The following is a 16,017-nucleotide window of genomic DNA, read 5'->3' as shown; positions in this document are numbered from 1 at the left end:
GGACGAATCAAGCAGTGTCTCGTGCCAGCCGCCGCGCCGCGGCCCCGCCCGCCGGCAGCCGCAGTGTGCTCGCCGGGTTCCTGAGCCTGCTGGGCGAGGTCCTGATCACGGTGGGCCTGGTGTTGGGCCTGTTCGTGGCCTACTCGCTGTGGTGGACGAACGTCCTCGCGGACCGGCAGGCCGCCGCGCGCGGCGACGAGATCCGCCAGCAGTGGCAGAACCCGGCCGAGCAGGCCGGGCCGGGGGCGCTCGACACCCGGGGCGGCGTCGGCTTCCTGCACGTGCCGGCGATGAAGAACGGCGAGGTGCTCGTCAAGGCGGGCACGGCGCCGGACACCCTCGACGACGGCGTGGCCGGCTACTACACGGAGCCCGTGAAGTCGGCGCTGCCGTGGGACGCGCAGGGCAACTTCTCGCTCGCCGCACACCGCGACGGGCACGGGGCGAAGTTCCACAACATCGACAAGGTGAAGAACGGCGACGCGATCGTCTTCGAGACCCGGGACACCTGGTACGTCTACAAGGTCTTCGCGGAGCTGCGCCAGACCTCGAAGTACAACACCGACGTGATCAACGCGGTCCCCAAGGAGTCCGGGAAGACCGCTCCGGGCCGGTACATCACGCTCACCACCTGCACGCCCGTCTACACCTCGAAGTACCGGTACATCGTGTGGGGCGAGCTGGTCCGCACGGAGAAGGTGGACGCGAAGCGCACCCTGCCGGTGGAGCTGCGCTGAGGCGGGCCCGAACGGGCCCCGGAGGGCCCTGAGAGCCGCCGCGACACCCCGGGCGCCCCAGGAGTCCCAGGCACCCCGGACAGGCCCGCAGGCGGCCGTCTGGCGGCGTCGCACAGCGAAAAGGTCCGGCCCCTCTCGAGTGAGAGGGGCCGGACCTTTGTCGCTGCGGCGCGGCCGGTGCTAGCGGCGGCCTCCGCCGCCGGTCAGGCCTCCGAAGAGACCGCCGTTGTTGTTCCCGCCGTCCTGCTGTCCGGCGATCGTGGCCACGTTGACGGCCTGCCCCGAGGTGCCGGGGGTACCGGGCTGCGGGTCGGTGTTCACCACGAGCGCGTTGTCGTCCGACGGGCCGGCGACGATGCCGAGCCGCAGGTTGGCGCGCTGCAGGTCGTTCTTGTACTGGCCCAGGGTCCGGCCGGCGAAGTTCGGGACGACCGTCGCCTGCGCGGCCTTGGCGATGGTGATGCCCACCGCCTTGTTCTGTTCGAGCTGCTGGCCGGCCGCGAACTGCTGGGAGATGACCGTGCCCGGAGCGGCTCCCGGCTGCTGGTCGGACTCCGTGACGCTGCCGAGCCGCAGGTTGACGGCCTTGAGGGCCTTCTCCGCCTCGTCCTTGGTCTTGCCCTTGAGGTCGGGGACCTCGGACTTGGACTGCTCCTTGGCGACGGTCAGCGTGACCACGCTGTTCGTCTCCGCCTCGGAGCCGGGCTTCGGGTTCTGCTCCAGGACGGTCCCCGGGGTCCGGTCGGACTCCTGGGTCTTGCGGTCGACCTGGAAGCCCTTCTCCTTCAGCGCCTTCTCGGCCTCCTCGTACTTCATGTTGAGCACGTCGAGGACGGAGATCTTCGGGGCGCCCGAGGAGACCGTGACCGTGACCGTGGAGCCCTCGTCGACCTTGGTGCCGGCCGGCGGATCCTGCTTGCAGACGTTGCCCTTGGGCTGGTCGGCGCAGGGCTCGTCGGCGCCCTTGACCACCTTGAGCTTGGAGTTCACGCCGCTGTTCGTCGCGACTTCCAGGGTCTGGCCGATGAGCTTGGGCACGCTGGGCCGGTTGTCGGCCGTGTTCCCGGACAGGGCGCGGCCGATGAGGATCGCGCCGACCAGGACGAGGATGCCGGCCGCCACGAGCAGCACGGTGGACGCCCTGCTCTTCTTCTGGCTCTGGCGCCGGTTCGGGCCCTGGTCGTAGCCGCCGTGGCCCTGGTCGCCGTAGCCGTAGCCGCCTTCGCCCGGGGGCATGGGCGGCATCATCGACGTCTGGGCGCCCGGGTCGGCGGTGCGCAGGGCGGTGGTGGGCTGGTCGTAGCCCTGCGGGCCGTAGCCGTGGCCCTGGTCGTGCGGGTAGCCGTAGCCGGCCGCGCCCATGGCGGCGGTGGCGGCCACCGGCTGGCCGTCGAGGCAGGCCTCGATGTCGGCGCGCATCTCGTCCGCCGACTGGTAGCGGTAGTCGGGGTCCTTGACCAGTGCCTTGAGGACGATGGCGTCCATCTCGGGCGTGATCTCGGGGTCGAAGTTCGACGGGGGCTGCGGCTCTTCCCGTACGTGCTGGTACGCCACGGCCACCGGCGAGTCGCCGACGAACGGGGGCCGCACGCTGAGGAGCTCGTAGAGCAGGCAGCCCGCGGAGTAGAGGTCGGAGCGCGCGTCGACCTGCTCGCCCTTGGCCTGCTCCGGGGAGAGGTACTGGGCGGTGCCGATGACGGCGGCCGTCTGCGTCATGGTCATGCCGGAGTCGCCCATGGCGCGGGCGATGCCGAAGTCCATGACCTTGACCTGGCCGGTGCGGGTCAGCATCACGTTGGCGGGCTTGATGTCACGGTGCACGATGCCGGCGCGGTGCGAGTACTCCAGCGCCTGGAGGATGCCGATGCACATCTCCAGCGTGCGCTCGGGCAGCAGCTTGCGGCCCGAGTGCAGCAGCTCGCGCAGCGTGGAACCGTCGACGTACTCCATCACGATGTACGGGATGGAGATGTTGTCGACGTAGTCCTCGCCGGTGTCGTAGACAGCGACGATCGCCGGGTGGTTCAGGGACGCGGCCGACTGGGCCTCGCGCCGGAACCGGGCCTGGAAGGACGGGTCGCGGGCGAGGTCGGCACGCAGGGTCTTGACGGCGACGGTACGGCCGAGCCGGGTGTCGTGGGCGAGGTAGACCTCGGCCATGCCACCGCGGCCGAGCACGTGGCTCAGCTCGTACCGGCCGCCGAGGCGACGCGGCTCTTCCATAACGTTGCAGCCCTCTCCGTCAGTCCCGACCGCACCTGTGTGTGGTCCGGCGGTGTGCTGTTCGCGCAAAGGCTACCGGCCGATCGTCCGTGATCGGTTCGTGGCCACAGGCTGATACTGGACCGGTACCGTACGCTCGGATCCGGGGCGGATTCAGTGACGTGCGTCACGTCGCCTACCCGTGATCCCCTGTTCACTTCTGGCCGTTGAGCACCGCTTCCATGACCGCCTTGGCGACGGGAGCGGCGAGACCGCCACCGCTGATGTCGTCACGGGCGGTGCCTTCGCTGTCCTCGATGACGACGGCGACGGCGACGGGCGAGGTGCCGTCGGCGTTCTCGGCGTAGGAGATGAACCAGGCGTACGGGCGCTTCTTGTTGCCCTCGCCGTGCTGGGCGGTACCGGTCTTGCCGCCGACCGTCACGCCGTTGATCTTGGCCTTTTCGCCGGTGCCCTTCGCGACGACGTTGACCATCATCTGCTGGACCTTCTGCGCGTTGCCTGCGGACAGCGGCCGGCTCATCTCCTGCGGCTCGTGCTTCTCGATGATGTCCAGGTTGGGGGCCGTGAGGTTGTCCACCATGTAGGGCTTCATCAGCTTGCCGTCGTTGGCGATCGCCGCCGTGACCATGGCCATCTGCAGCGGGGTGGCGGCGGTGTTGAACTGCCCGATCGCGCTCTGGGCGTTGCCGTCCTTGCCCATCTTCTTGTCGTAGACGCTGGCGAAGGCGCGGACCGGGGTGTCGATCTTGTCGTTGTTGAAGCCGAACTTCTCGGCCGTCTCCACCATCTTGTCGCGGGTGACCTTGTCGCCGAGGTTCGCGAAGACGGAGTTGCAGGAGATGCGCAGCGCCTCGTTCAGGCTGGCCTTCTCGCAACCGGTGTGGGAGTTGGGCAGCTGGGTCTTGGTGCCCGGCAGGATGTACGGCTCGGGGGTGTCCGTCGGGTCGTCGATCTCCTTGACCACGCCGTGTTCCAGGGCGGCCGCGGCGGTGACCACCTTGAAGGTGGAGCCGGGCGGGTAGGTCTCGCGCAGGGCGCGGTTGACGAGCTTCTTGTCCTCGCTGTCCTTCAGCTCGTTCCACGCCTTGCCGTCCGCCGTGGAGTTGCCGGCGAAGCTGGACGGGTCGTACGAAGGCGTGGAGACCAGCGCGAGGATGGCACCGGTGCGCGGGTCGATGGCCGCGACCGCGCCCTTCTTGGTACCGAGCTTCTCGAAGGCGGCCTGCTGCGCGGCGCGGTTGAGCGTGGTGACGACGTTGCCGCCCTGCTTCTTCTCGCCGGTGAACATGCCGATGGTGCGGTCGAAGAACAGCCGGTCGTCGTTGCCGGTGAGGATGCCGTCCTCGAGCGATTCGAGCTGGGTGGCGCCGAAGGCCTGCGAGGCGTACCCGGTGACCGGGGACCAGAGAGCCCCGTCCTTGTAGGTGCGCTTGTACTTGTAGTCGCTGCCGTCGGTGACCGTGGAACCGGTGATCGGCTCGCCCTGGACGATGATGTTGCCGCGCTCGGTCGCGTACTGGGCGATCTGGACCCGTCGGTTCTCCTTGCGCGTGCTGAGTTCCTCGGCCTGGACGTACTGCAGCCAGTTGGTCCGGATCAGCAGCGCGAGGACGAGCAGCCCGCAGAACAGCGAGATGCGGCGCAGGGGCTTGTTCATGACGGGCGGACCACCTGGGTCATCTCGGAGTCGGGGGACGGGGCCGGGGCCGGTGCCGGTCGGCGGGCGGTGTCGCTGATCCGGATGAGGACGGCGATGAGGATCCAGTTCGCGAGGACGGAGGAACCGCCGGACGCGAGGAAGGGCATCGTCATGCCGGTGAGGGGGATGAGCCCCATGACTCCGCCGGCGACGACGAAGATCTGGAGCGCGAAGGCGCCGGAGAGGCCGATGGCGAAGAGCTTGCCGAAGGGGTCGCGGGCGGCGAGGGCGGTGCGGACGCCCCGCTCGATGATGAGCCCGTAGACCAGCAGGAAGGCCATCACACCGGAGAGGCCGAGCTCTTCGCCGACGGTGGAGAAGATGAAGTCGGAGTTGGCGGCGAAGCCGATGAGGTCGGAGTTGCCCTGGCCCCATCCGGCGCCGAGGACCCCGCCGGAACCGAAGCTCATGATCGACTGGCCGACCTGCTCGCAGGCACCCGAGGTGGCGTAGCAGCCGAAGGGGTCGAGCCAGGCGTTGACGCGGGCCTGGACGTGGCTGGCGAAGGAGGCCACCACGACCGCGCCGCCGACCGACATCAGCAGGCCGATGACGATCCAGCTGGTGCGCTCGGTGGCCACGTACAGCATGATCACGAACATGCCGAAGAAGAGCAGCGAGGTACCGAGGTCGTTCTCGAAGACCAGGACCAGCAGGCTCATCGCCCAGATCATCAGGATCGGGCCGAGGTCGCGGCCGCGCGGCAGGTAGAGGCCCATGAAGCGGCGGCTGGCCAGCGCGAGCGCGTCGCGCTTCACCATCAGGTAGCCGGCGAAGAAGATCGCGATGACGATCTTCGCGAACTCGCCGGGCTGGATGGAGAAGCCGCCGACGCTGATCCAGATCTTGGCGCCGAAGACGTCGGCGCCCAGGCCCGGGACGACGGGCAGGATCAGCAGCACCAGCGCGCCGGCCATCGAGATGTAGGTGAACCGCTGCAGGACACGGTGGTCCTTGAGGATCAGCAGCACGGCGGCGAACAGGGCGATGGCGAGCGCCGTGTAGAGCATCTGGTTGGGCGCGGAGGGCGAGAAGGCGCCGAAGCTGCGCTTGGCGAGGTTCTGCAGCCGCTCGGACTGGTCCAGGCGCCAGATCAGGACGACGCCCAGGCCGTTCAACAGGGTGGCGAGCGGCAGCAGCAGCGGGTCGGCGTACTTCGCGTACCGGCGTACGACGAAGTGCGCTATGCCGGCGAGGACGGCGAACCCGGCCCCGTAGACGAACATGCCGGGGGGCAGCTCGCCGTGGATCGCCAGACCCACGTTGGCGTAGGCGAAGATCGGGATGACCACGGCGAAGGCGAGCAGCATGAGCTCGGTGTTCCGCCGGCTCGGCAGCTCGATGGCGCCGATGGTGGTCGTATTGGTGACAACGCTCATGGTGTGGCAGGCCCCCTGCGCCCGCGGGCTACTTTCCGCACAGGCCGACCAGCTGCTGCTCCTCGGGAGTCAGGCTGGGGCCGGGTGACTGGCTGTTCTGCGCCTCGGCGCCTCTGCGCTCTTCGTCCTTCTTGCAGGCGGAGACCTGGACGCCGAGGTCGTCCAGCTTCTTGCGGGCACCGTCGAGGCTGCCCTCGCTGATGGTGGCCTCGACCAGCTTCCGCTTGAAGGGCGGCAGGTACTTCAGTTCGATGTCGGGGCGGTCGGTCTCCACCTTGGAGAGCTCCAGCGGTCCGAGCTTCGGACTGATGCCGCGGAAGAGTGCGACGTGCTCGCCCTTCACGCCGACGTAGAACTGGGTCTGGGTCCAGCGCCAGCCGGCGTAGAGGCCGCCGCCGATGACTCCGGCGACGACGAGCAGGGTCAGTGTGCGGGTGGTCCACTTGCGCCCTTTGCTGCGGCGCCTGCGGGGGTGGTCGTACGTGTCGTCGTAGCCGGAGCCGCCGTCGTAGCCGTCGGCCTCGCCGAACGAGCCGTAGCCGCCGCCGCCCTGGCCGTTGTCGCCGTACCCGTAGCCGGAGGCGTCGCCGCTGCCGGGGGGGCCGAAGGCGCCCGCGGGCGGCGGGGCCTGGCGGCCCAGCCCGGAGGCGCGGCCGGCCGGGGTCTGCATGGCGTTGCCGCCGTCGAAGAGCTGGTGCTGGTTCTCGGCGACCGCGCCGACGACCACCGGGGTGTCGCTGACCTGGGCGGCGAGGGTGTCGCCGCTGTCGGTGTCGAGGACGTCGGCGACGATGCAGGTGATGTTGTCGGGTCCGCCGCCGCGCAGCGCGAGCTGGATCAGCGACTGCACGGTCTCGCGGGGGCCGTGGTAGTCGGCGAGGGTCTCCTCCAGTGTCTGGTGGGAGACCACGCCGGAGAGCCCGTCGGAGCAGATCAGGTAGCGGTCGCCGGCGCGGACCTCACGGATGGAGAGGTCGGGCTCGACGATGTCGCCGCTGCCCAGCGCGCGCATCAGGAGGGAGCGCTGCGGATGGGTCGTCGCCTCCTCCTCCGTGATGCGGCCCTCGTCGACCAGGCGCTGCACCCAGGTGTGGTCCTGGGTGATCTGCGTGAGGACGCCGTCGCGGAGCAGGTAGGCGCGGGAGTCGCCGACGTGGACGAGGCCGAGGCGCTGGCCGGTCCACAGCAGGGCGGTGAGGGTGGTGCCCATGCCCTCGAGCTGGGGGTCCTCCTCGACCATGACGCGCAGCTGGTCGTTGGCGCGCTGCACGGCGGTGGCGAGGGAGGTGAGGATGTCGGAGCCCGGGACGTCGTCGTCGAGCTGCACGAGGGTGGAGATCACCTCGGAGCTCGCGACTTCGCCGGCGGCCTGGCCTCCCATGCCGTCGGCGATCGCCAGGAGACGCGGGCCGGCGTAACCGGAGTCCTCGTTCCCCTCGCGGATCATGCCCTTGTGGGATCCGGCTGCGAACCGCAGGGACAGACTCATGCGCACCTGCCCTGTCGACGAAGCTTCCTCCGGGTACAACCGGTCTCGAGCCACACTGCCCACCCTCCGGTCGGGAGCGCGCCCGTGTCCGTGTCCTCGGTGGCACGGATCACCGCCGCACGCTCGCTCCGCTCGCTCATTCTCGTACTACTTCCGCAGCTCGATGACGGTCTTGCCGATGCGGATCGGTGCGCCCGGCGGAATGGGCGTCGGGGTGGTCAGCCGGGTCCGGTCGAGATACGTGCCGTTGGTGGACCCGAGATCCTCGACGATCCACTGGCCGTCACGGTCGGGGTAGATCCTGGCATGGCGGCTGGACGCGTAGTCGTCGTCCAGCACGATCGTGGAGTCGTGGGCGCGGCCCAGGGTGATCGTCTGTCCGGCGAGGGCCACGGTGGTACCCGTGAGGATGCCCTCGGAGACGACGAGCTTGGTCGGCGCACCGCGACGCTGGCGCTGCTGCGGAGGAGCGGCCTGGCGGCCGCCGCCCTGCTGCGGGGCGCCGCCGGCGCCGCCGCGGCGGGAGGAGCCGCGTTGGGTCACTCTCGTACCGAAGAGATCGCTGCGGATGACCTGGACGGCCACGATGACGAACAGCCACAGAACGGCCAGGAAACCCAACCGCATGACCGTCAGGGTCAGCTCTGACATTGCCCCCGCTTCACCCTTCGGCTTGCCGGTAAATGATGGTGGTGCTGCCCACGACGATCCGCGAGCCGTCGCGGAGCGTAGCGCGGGTGGTGTGCTGCCCGTCCACCACGATGCCGTTGGTGGACCCGAGATCCTGGATCGTCGAGGGCGTTCCGGTCCGGATCTCACAGTGCCGGCGCGATACGCCGGGGTCGTCGATCCGCACGTCGGCTTCCGTGCTTCGGCCGAGTACGAGCGTGGGGCGCGAGATCTGGTGGCGGGTGCCGTTGATCTCGATCCAGTGCCTCCGCGGTCCGCCGGACCCCGCTGGCGGGGCCGCCGAGCCGGGACCGCCGGGGGCGGGCCGGCGAGCCGGTCCTCCCGGGGGCGGGCCGGCGGGCATGGGCGGTGCGGCGACCGGCGGGTAGCCGTAGCCGCTCGCCGGGGACGGAGCTGCCCCCTGCGGCTGGGAGGTGCTGGAGGCGAGGGTGCGACTGCGGACCCGGTAGAGCCCGGTGTCGAGGTCCTCGGCCTTCTCCAGATGGACCTTGATGGGGCCCATGAAGCTGTACCGCTGCTGCTTGGCGTAGTCGCGGACGAGGCCCGCGAGCTCGTCGCCGAGCTGCCCGGAGTAGGGGCTCAGACGGTCGTAGTCGCCGGCGCTGAGCTCCACGATGAAGTCGTTGGGGACGACGGTCCGCTCGCGGTTCCAGATGGTGGCGTTGTTGTCGCACTCCCGCTGGAGGGCTCCGGCGATCTCCACCGGCTGGACCTCGGACTTGAACACCTTGGCGAAGGTGCCGTTCACCAGACCTTCGAGTCGCTGCTCGAACCGCTTCAGAACTCCCATGGGGCACCTCCTCCGTCGTTGTCGCCCTGTACTGCTTACTGATCGTATCCACGCGTGGCGGATTCGGGTGGTTCCCCATCGCTCCTGTGAGGACGAGTGTTGGTCCTCACAAGGGATCGTAGGGGCGCCCGAGGAACAGTGTCCCGCACCGGGAGCGGAGTGCGGGAGGGGCAGGCCACGCCGGGGCGTGTGCCCCCGGGGAAAGCGATGTGAACCCACCCCGTTCTACGTGCTAATGTTTCGACGTCGCCAGGGGAACGGCCCGAAAGGGAAGACCACTGGGACGCTGCTCGGGCGAGTGGCGGAACGGCAGACGCGCTGGCTTCAGGTGCCAGTGTCCTTCGGGACGTGGGGGTTCAAATCCCCCCTCGCCCACATCGACGAGACGGTCGTCACTGCGAAAGCGGTGGCGGCCGTTTCGCTTTGCCCGCGACCGGGTGCGCGTGACGCGGAACGCACCGGCGGGTGGTGCCCGGCGTCGGGCGTGTGGCGTCGGTCACGGCGGAACCCCTCGCAGGGGCGTACGCAGTCAACTGCTGCCGCAGGATCCGACTTTCGTCACCGCGGATGAGACGAAAGAGGACGGCCGGTGCGGGGGCCGGGTGTCTAGGGTCGGGCGCGTGGATGTGATGGCGAAGACACGAGCGGGCTGGGACTGGCTGCGGGGCCCCGAGCCGTGGACGTGGCGGATGTTGGCGGGGGACCTCGCCCTCGCCGGTGTGCTGGCCATCCTCGGACTGGGCGTCGAGGAACTCGACCGGGGGTCCGGGCAGCGGATGCTGCTGGGCGCCGTCGTCGTGGTGGTCCTGGCCCTGCTGCGCCGGCGGCTGCCGGCGGCGACCCTCGTGGCGGGTTCGGCGCTGAGCGCCGCCCTCCCGGGGCTGTTCTTCGTCCTGCCGCTGCTGGGCTGGTCGGCCGGCCGGCGGATCGTCGGCGTGGGCCGGGCGCTCGGCGCCTTCACGCTGGCCTTCGTCGCGTCGATCGCCCTCAGCGTCCTGGACCAGTGGTCGCAGATGCGGCCGCTCCTGGTGATCGTGTTCTCCACGCTGATGTTCCTGGCGGTCACCGTGATGCCGGGGCTGGCCAGCCGGTACTGGTCCCAGCGCCGCACCCTGCTCGCGGCGCTGCACGAGCGCAACGGCCAGCTGCTGCGCGAGCGGGCCATGGTCGCCGGTCAGGCGCGGCTGCGCGAGCGCCAGCGCATAGCCCAGGACATGCACGACAGCCTCGGCCACCAGCTGGCGTTGATCTCCGTGCACACGGGTGCGCTGGAGGTGGATCCCGAGCTCACCGACCGTCAGCGGGAGGCCGTGGGCGTGCTGCGGCAGGCCTCGGTGTCCGCGATGCACGAACTGCGCGAGGTCGTCGGCATCCTGCGCGACGGCGTGGAGGCGCCCGCGCCGGTGGAGGAGGCGCAGCCCGCGGCGCGCGGAGTCGCCGGGATCGCGGGGGTCGTGGAGGCGGCGCGGGGCGCGGGGACCGAGGTGCGGCTGACCACCTCGGGGCGGCCGAGGCCGCTGGTCGCGGCGTGCGACCACGCCGCGTACAGGATCGTGCAGGAGGCGCTGACGAACGCGTACAAGCACGCTCCGGGGGCGCCGATCACGGTGGAGCTGCGCTACGAGGACGACTCGCTGGTGGTGGAGATCGCCAACGGGCCGTCGGCCGGACCGGACGAGGACGTGGTGTCGGGCGGGCAGGGCCTGACGGGGCTGCGCGAGCGGGCCCGGCTGGTCGGCGGCATGGTGCACGCGGGCCCCGCCGACGGCGGCGGGTTCCGGGTGGCCGGCGTGCTGCCGTACGGCACGGAGCCGGCCGGCGCCCAGGACGTGGCCGACGACTTCGGACAGCAGGCGCAGGCGCAGAAGGGCACCCCGCCCCAGGTGCGGGGGCGGCGCGGCGAGCAGCAGCCGATGGACTGGGCCGCGGTGGACCGGGACCTGGCCGTACGGGTCCCCAGCCGCGCCGGCGGGATCGCGGTGGGCTGCGGGATCGCCTTCGCGGCGGTGGTGGTGCTGGTGATCGTGATGGTCGCCGCGGCGGTGATGTTGATGGACACGGCGAGCGACTCGATGATCGGCCGGGACGAGTACGACGCCGTGCACGTGGGCGAGAGCGAGAAGTCGGTCCGCGGGCGGTTGCCGAGCGGCGAGAGCTTCCTGACCGCGGGGGCCGAGCGGAAGGGGCCGCCCCGGCCGGAGGGCGCGCAGTGCCTGGTGCTGCTGGCCGACCATCAGCCCAGCACACTGACCACGGACCTGGTTTTCCGGTTCTGCTTCCTGGACGGCAAGCTCGTGGACAAGCAGGCGTACGAGGTCAAGCAGTAGGAGCACGGGGTGACAGCCGAAGTGATCAGAGTGGTGATCGCCGACGACGAGCCGCTGATCCGGGCCGGGATCAGGATGATCCTGACCTCGGCGCCGGACATCGAGGTCGTCGCGGAGGCGGCGAACGGCCGGGAGGCGGTGGAGCTGGCCCGCTCGCACACCCCCGAGGTGATGCTGCTCGACATCCAGATGCCGGTGATGGACGGTCTGACCGCGCTGGTCGAGCTCCGGCGGGCCGCGCCGGAGGTGCGGGCCCTGATCCTGACCACCTTCGGCGAGAAGGAGAACGTGCTGCGGGCGCTGGGCCAGGGCGGGGCGGGGTTCCTGCTGAAGGACTCGGCGCCGGGCGAGCTGATCGGGGCGGTCCGGGCGGCCGCGGCCGGGGACGCCTACCTCTCGCCCGGGGCCACCCGGCACGTCGTGGACCAGCTGGCGTCGGGCAAGGCCGCCGCGCGCGGCGAGGAGGCCCGCCGGCAGGTCGCAGAGCTGAGCGAGCGGGAGCGGGGCGTGCTGGCGCTGCTCGGCGAGGGCCTGTCCAACGCGGACGCGGGCCGTCGCCTGCACATGAGCGAGGCCACCGTGAAGACGTACGTGAGCCGGATCCTGGCGAAGCTGGGCTGCGAGAACCGGGTCCAGGCGGCGCTGCTGGCCAGGGACGCCGGGCTGTAGCCGCTGGCCAGGGATGCCGGGCTGTCGATACGGTCAGCCCGTTCTCGAAGCGATCACATGACGAACGGGTGGGGGCGGCACCGATGGCGGCGACAGCGGGACAGCGGATTCCGGACGTGGCGGGGTTCGCGCCGCGCGTGGCGGCGGACTCGCCGAAGGAGGCGGGCAAGGCGCTGCGCGTCCGTGTGCCGCGGGCGGCGCACGCGGGCTTCACGATGCCGGCCGGGCGGCCGGACGCGGTGCGGGCGGTGGAGGAGTCCAACGCCGGGCGGGTGGCCGAGCTGACGCCCATACGGGTCGGCCGGATGGCCGCGAACCCCTTCGCGTTCCTGCGCGGGGCGGCCGGGCTGATGGCGCACGACCTGTCCGGCAGTCCCGTGACGGGCGTCGGTGCGCAGATCTGCGGCGACGCGCACGCGGCCAACTTCGGCCTGTACGGGGACGCGCGCGGCCGGCTCGTCATCGACCTGAACGACTTCGACGAGACCGTGTTCGGTCCGTGGGAGTGGGACGTCAAGCGGCTGGCGGCCTCGCTGGTGCTGGCCGGCCGGGTGGTCGGGGCGGACGAGGACACCTGCCGGGCGGCCGCGCTGGACGCAGTGGGCGCCTACCGGCGGACCATGCGGCTGCTGGCCAAGCTGCCCGCGCTCGATGCCTGGAACGCCATCGCCGACGAGGAACTGGTCTCGCACGCCGACGCCCGCGATCTGCTGGGCACCCTGGAGCGGGTCTCCGAGAAGGCCCGCAACAACACCTCCGCGCGGTTCGCCACCAAGTCGACCGAGATCGGACCGGACGGCGGTCGCCGCTTCGTCGACGCGCTGCCCGTGCTGCGCCGCGTCACGGACGGGGAGGCTGCGGCCGTCGCCGCCTCGCTCGGCCCCTACCTGCAGACCCTCCAGGGCGACCGGCTGCCGCTGCTGGCCCGGTACGCGATCCACGACGTGGCCTTCCGCGTGGTGGGCACCGGGAGCGTCGGCACCCGTTCGTACGTGGTCCTGCTGCTGGACCACCGGGGCGAACCGCTGGTCCTCCAGGTGAAGGAGGCCCGGCCCTCGGTGCTGCTCCCGCACCTGCCGGGGCTGGGCTTCACCTCGCCGCCGGAGGAGCACGAGGGCCGCCGGGTGGTGGCCGGGCAGAAGCGGATGCAGGTGGTCTCCGACATCATGCTGGGCTGGACCACGGTGGAGGGGCGCCCGTACCAGGTCCGCCAGTTCCGCAATCGCAAGGGCAGCGTGGACCCGGCGGCCCTGACCCCCGACCAGATCGACGACTACGGGCGGATGACCGGAGCGCTGCTGGCCCGGGCGCACGCGCACAGCGTCGATCCCCGGCTGCTGGCCGGCTACTGCGGGAAGAACGAAGAGCTGGACGAGGCGATGGCGGCGTTCGCCGTGGCCTACGCCGACCGGACCGAGGCCGACCACGCCGACCTGGTGGCCGCGGTGCGGGCCGGCCGCATCGCCGCGGAGACCGGAGTGTAGGTCGCGCGGGTCGCTGCGCGACGGGCGATGTTTCACGTGAAACATCGCCCGCGCGGGCGGGCCGTACCCTGGCCGGGTGAGCGAGCAGACCGAGCAGCCTGAGCAGACAGTCCCCGGTGGATCCGGCGACTCCGCCGTCACCGGTGAGGAGCGTCCCGAGGAACGCCCCGAGGCGCGCCTGGAGCGGGCCGTACGGGCCGCCGAGCAGGCGCTGATCGAGTTCGAGATCGCGGTGGAGACCTTCCGCGTGGAGGTGGAGAACTTCTCCCGCCTGCACCACCAGAAGCTCGGACCCATGTACACGCGGCTCGACGAGCTGGACGCGCTGATCGCCGAGGCGAAGGCGGCGCGCACCGGCGATGCCGAGGACCTGCGGCGGGCCCGGGACGCGCGCTCGCTGGTCATGCCGATGCCCGGGGTGGACGAGCTCTTCCACGACTGGCTGGGCTCGGAGGGCATCTCCGACGACGCCGCCGCGATGCTCACCGACCGGCCCGTCCGGCCGCCGGAGCGGGTGCGGCCCTCCGAGGAGGTACGCCGCCTCTACCGCGAGCTGGTCCGCCAGGCCCACCCCGACCTGGCCCAGGAGGAGGGCGAGCGGGAGCGCCGCGACGCGTTCATCGCGCGGGTCAACGCCGCGTACGGGCGGGGCGACGAGGGGCTGCTGCGCGAGCTGGCCGAGGAGTGGGCGGCCGGGCCGGCGCCCGAGGCGGCCGCGCCCGGCGAGAGCGAGGAGCTGTACGCCCGGCTGGAGTGGCTGGCGCGCCGCAAGGAGCTGCTGTCGCTCGTGGCGAAGGAGCTGGAGGAGAGCGCGATCGGGTCGATGCTGCGGATGGCTCCCGACGACCCGGACCGGCTGCTGGAGGAGATCGCGGAGCAGCTGTTGGCACAGGTCTCCGAGCGCGAGGCGGAGCTGGCGGCCGAGCTCGCCGCCGAGTGAGAGCGGGGCGCCCCGCACGGACGTGGCCGGGGCTGCGGGTCGGATAGGTTGGCCGCAGACCTGTGAAGAGAGAAGGCGACAGTTATGAACTTCGGACCGCTTCCCTCGGTGGATGCCGCCGCGGTGCCCTCCGAAGGCTTTGTCCTCGACGTCCGTGAGGACGACGAATGGGCGGCCGGGCACGTCGAGGGCGCTCTGCACATCCCCATGAGCGACTTCGTGGCCCGCTTCGGCGAGCTGACGGAGGCCGTCGAGGACGGCCGCCGCGTGTACGTGATGTGCCGGGTCGGCGGGCGCTCCGCGCAGGTCACCCAGTACCTGGTGCGCCAGGACATCGACGCCGTGAACGTCGACGGCGGGATGCAGGCCTGGGACGGTGCCGGGCGCCCGATGGTGACGGACAGCGGAAACCCGGCCTTCGTGCTCTAGGGGGTCAGGCGAGGGGGTGGGCGGCCAGCAGGTCGCCCAGGGCCTCTTCGTGCGCGGCCGCCGGGCCCAGCTGGAGCTCCAGCTGCTTGGCCCAGGCGTGATAGCGGTGCAGCGGGTAGTCGGTGTCGGCACCGAAGCCGCCGTGCAGGTGCTGGGCCGTCTGTACGACCCTGCGCACGCCCTCCGAGGCCCAGATCTTGGCGACCGCCACGTCGCCCGCACTCGGCAGCGGACCGCCGGCGCCGCCCGTGGCGGCGTCGAGCCGCCAGGCGGCCTGCCACAGGGTGACCTCCATGGCGCGCAGGTCGATGTAGCGGTCGGCGGCCTGGACGGCGACCGCCTGGAAGGTGGCCACGGGGAAGCCGAACTGCTCGCGCTTGCTGGTGTATTGGCTCGTCATGCGGAGGACGCCCTCGCCCAGTCCGAGCGCGAGGGCGCAGGTACCGGTGGTGAGGAGCTGGCGGAGCCGCTCCCAGGCCTCCGGGTTGTCGATCAGGTGGCTGCGCTCCACCCGTACGCCGTCCAGGGCGAGTTCGGCGAACCGCTCGCCGCTGGTGGAGACCTGCTCGGCGAGGGCGAGACCCTCGGCGGTGCGCGGGACCAGCGCGAGGACGGACTCGCCCTCGCCGGTGTGGGCCGGTACGGCGATCCAATCGGCGGTGTGCGCCCAGGGGACGGCGGTCTGGGTGCCCTCCAGGACCCACGCTTCGCCGTCGAGCCGTGCGGTGACGGCGAGTTCGGCCGGGTCGTGGCCGGAGCGGCCGTTGGCGGCCGCGGTGAGGACGAGCGTGCCGCGTCCGGCGCCGGGCAGCAGGGCGGCGGCCAGTTCGGGGCTGCCGTGCGCCTGGACGGCCATGGCGGTGGCGCAGTGCTCCAGCAGCGGGACCCGGGCCAGCACCCGGGCGGCCTCGCGCAGGACGAGGCACAGGGCGATGGTGTCCAGGCCTGCGCCGCCGTGCTCCTCGGCGAGGACGAGGCCGAGCAGGTCGGACGCGGCGAGCTTGGCCCACAGCGGGCGGTCGAAGTCGTCGGCGACGGCGCCCGGGGTGAGCGCGGGGCTGGGCACGCCGTCGGGCGCGACGTCCGCGAACACGGCCCTGGCCGCCTCGACGGCGGCCCGCTGCTCCTCGGTGAAGGTGAAGTCCACTGCCTGTCCTC

The 16,017-nt window shown here is 71.4% G+C and carries 13 protein-coding genes and 1 tRNA gene; 7 read left to right on the top strand and 7 right to left on the bottom strand.

Annotated elements, in window-relative coordinates:
• The first annotated feature begins 14 nt into the window (after window positions 1-14).
• Entirely contained in the window at window positions 15-737 is a 723-nt protein-coding gene (locus tag OHA91_RS19045; protein WP_031155971.1) for a class E sortase, read from the top strand.
• 180 nt (window positions 738-917) lie between these two features.
• On the opposite strand, the gene pknB is transcribed toward OHA91_RS19045, so the two are convergent.
• From pknB to OHA91_RS19015, 6 genes are all read right to left on the bottom strand, one after another.
• Entirely contained in the window at window positions 918-2,960 is a 2,043-nt protein-coding gene (gene pknB, locus OHA91_RS19040) for a Stk1 family PASTA domain-containing Ser/Thr kinase (RefSeq protein ID WP_031155968.1), read from the bottom strand.
• Window positions 2,961-3,153: 193 nt separating this feature from the next.
• Window positions 3,154-4,620: a peptidoglycan D,D-transpeptidase FtsI family protein gene (locus OHA91_RS19035; protein ID WP_031155965.1), complete on the bottom strand. Its 1,467-nt coding sequence runs from the start codon at window positions 4,618-4,620 to the stop codon at window positions 3,154-3,156.
• On the bottom strand, window positions 4,617-6,041 hold the full coding sequence (locus tag OHA91_RS19030; RefSeq protein ID WP_031155962.1) for an FtsW/RodA/SpoVE family cell cycle protein: 1,425 nt from the start codon (window positions 6,039-6,041) through the stop codon (window positions 4,617-4,619). The genes OHA91_RS19035 and OHA91_RS19030 overlap by 4 nt, the downstream gene beginning before the upstream one ends.
• 28 nt (window positions 6,042-6,069) lie before the next feature.
• Complete coding sequence (locus OHA91_RS19025) at window positions 6,070-7,584, bottom strand: PP2C family protein-serine/threonine phosphatase (protein ID WP_078959531.1); 1,515 nt, start codon at window positions 7,582-7,584, stop codon at window positions 6,070-6,072.
• Between the two features lie 93 nt (window positions 7,585-7,677).
• Window positions 7,678-8,181 carry an FHA domain-containing protein FhaB/FipA gene (locus tag OHA91_RS19020; protein WP_030839213.1) on the bottom strand — a complete coding sequence of 168 codons (504 nt, stop codon included), beginning with the start codon at window positions 8,179-8,181 and terminating at the stop codon, window positions 7,678-7,680.
• A 10-nt stretch (window positions 8,182-8,191) separates the two neighbouring features.
• On the bottom strand, window positions 8,192-9,010 hold the full coding sequence (locus tag OHA91_RS19015) for an FhaA domain-containing protein (RefSeq protein WP_031155957.1): 819 nt from the start codon (window positions 9,008-9,010) through the stop codon (window positions 8,192-8,194).
• A 292-nt stretch (window positions 9,011-9,302) separates the two neighbouring features.
• Between OHA91_RS19015 and OHA91_RS19010 the strand changes: the two genes are divergently transcribed.
• From OHA91_RS19010 to OHA91_RS18985, 6 genes are all read left to right on the top strand, one after another.
• Window positions 9,303-9,385: transfer RNA gene (locus OHA91_RS19010), tRNA-Leu, on the top strand.
• Between the two features lie 254 nt (window positions 9,386-9,639).
• Window positions 9,640-11,337, top strand: a complete 1,698-nt coding sequence (locus OHA91_RS19005; RefSeq protein WP_031155955.1) for a sensor histidine kinase — start codon at window positions 9,640-9,642, stop codon at window positions 11,335-11,337.
• Window positions 11,338-11,346: 9 nt separating this feature from the next.
• The gene (locus OHA91_RS19000) at window positions 11,347-12,006 is read left to right on the top strand and encodes a response regulator transcription factor (protein ID WP_328739655.1); all 660 of its coding nucleotides are present in this window, start codon (window positions 11,347-11,349) and stop codon (window positions 12,004-12,006) included.
• Between the two features lie 83 nt (window positions 12,007-12,089).
• Complete coding sequence (locus OHA91_RS18995) at window positions 12,090-13,490, top strand: DUF2252 domain-containing protein (RefSeq protein ID WP_328739654.1); 1,401 nt, start codon at window positions 12,090-12,092, stop codon at window positions 13,488-13,490.
• Between the two features lie 76 nt (window positions 13,491-13,566).
• Window positions 13,567-14,430 carry a hypothetical protein gene (locus tag OHA91_RS18990; protein ID WP_037633577.1) on the top strand — a complete coding sequence of 288 codons (864 nt, stop codon included), beginning with the start codon at window positions 13,567-13,569 and terminating at the stop codon, window positions 14,428-14,430.
• Window positions 14,431-14,514: 84 nt separating this feature from the next.
• The gene (locus tag OHA91_RS18985; protein ID WP_030647619.1) at window positions 14,515-14,859 is read left to right on the top strand and encodes a rhodanese-like domain-containing protein; all 345 of its coding nucleotides are present in this window, start codon (window positions 14,515-14,517) and stop codon (window positions 14,857-14,859) included.
• A 4-nt stretch (window positions 14,860-14,863) separates the two neighbouring features.
• Here the strand turns inward: OHA91_RS18985 and OHA91_RS18980 are convergent, their stop codons facing one another.
• Complete coding sequence (locus tag OHA91_RS18980) at window positions 14,864-16,006, bottom strand: acyl-CoA dehydrogenase family protein (protein ID WP_266499362.1); 1,143 nt, start codon at window positions 16,004-16,006, stop codon at window positions 14,864-14,866.
• Window positions 16,007-16,017 lie beyond the last annotated feature (11 nt).

Source organism: Streptomyces erythrochromogenes (assembly GCF_036170895.1).
GTDB lineage: Bacteria > Actinomycetota > Actinomycetes > Streptomycetales > Streptomycetaceae > Streptomyces > Streptomyces erythrochromogenes.
The sequence above is the reverse complement of the archived record's forward strand: the minus strand, read 5'-3'. Positions and strand labels throughout refer to the sequence as shown.

Excerpts from the sequence above, each read along its gene's own strand:
- OHA91_RS19015 (WP_031155957.1), bottom strand. The coding sequence starts at position 9,010 with ATGGGAGTTCTGAAGCGGTTCGAGCAGCGACTCGAAGGTCTGGTGAAC.
- OHA91_RS18985 (WP_030647619.1), top strand. The coding sequence starts at position 14,515 with ATGAACTTCGGACCGCTTCCCTCGGTGGATGCCGCCGCGGTGCCCTCC.
- OHA91_RS19020 (WP_030839213.1), bottom strand. The coding sequence starts at position 8,181 with ATGTCAGAGCTGACCCTGACGGTCATGCGGTTGGGTTTCCTGGCCGTT.
- OHA91_RS18995 (WP_328739654.1), top strand. The coding sequence starts at position 12,090 with ATGGCGGCGACAGCGGGACAGCGGATTCCGGACGTGGCGGGGTTCGCG.
- pknB (WP_031155968.1), bottom strand. The coding sequence starts at position 2,960 with ATGGAAGAGCCGCGTCGCCTCGGCGGCCGGTACGAGCTGAGCCACGTG.
- OHA91_RS19035 (WP_031155965.1), bottom strand. The coding sequence starts at position 4,620 with ATGAACAAGCCCCTGCGCCGCATCTCGCTGTTCTGCGGGCTGCTCGTC.
- OHA91_RS19030 (WP_031155962.1), bottom strand. The coding sequence starts at position 6,041 with ATGAGCGTTGTCACCAATACGACCACCATCGGCGCCATCGAGCTGCCG.
- OHA91_RS19005 (WP_031155955.1), top strand. The coding sequence starts at position 9,640 with ATGGCGAAGACACGAGCGGGCTGGGACTGGCTGCGGGGCCCCGAGCCG.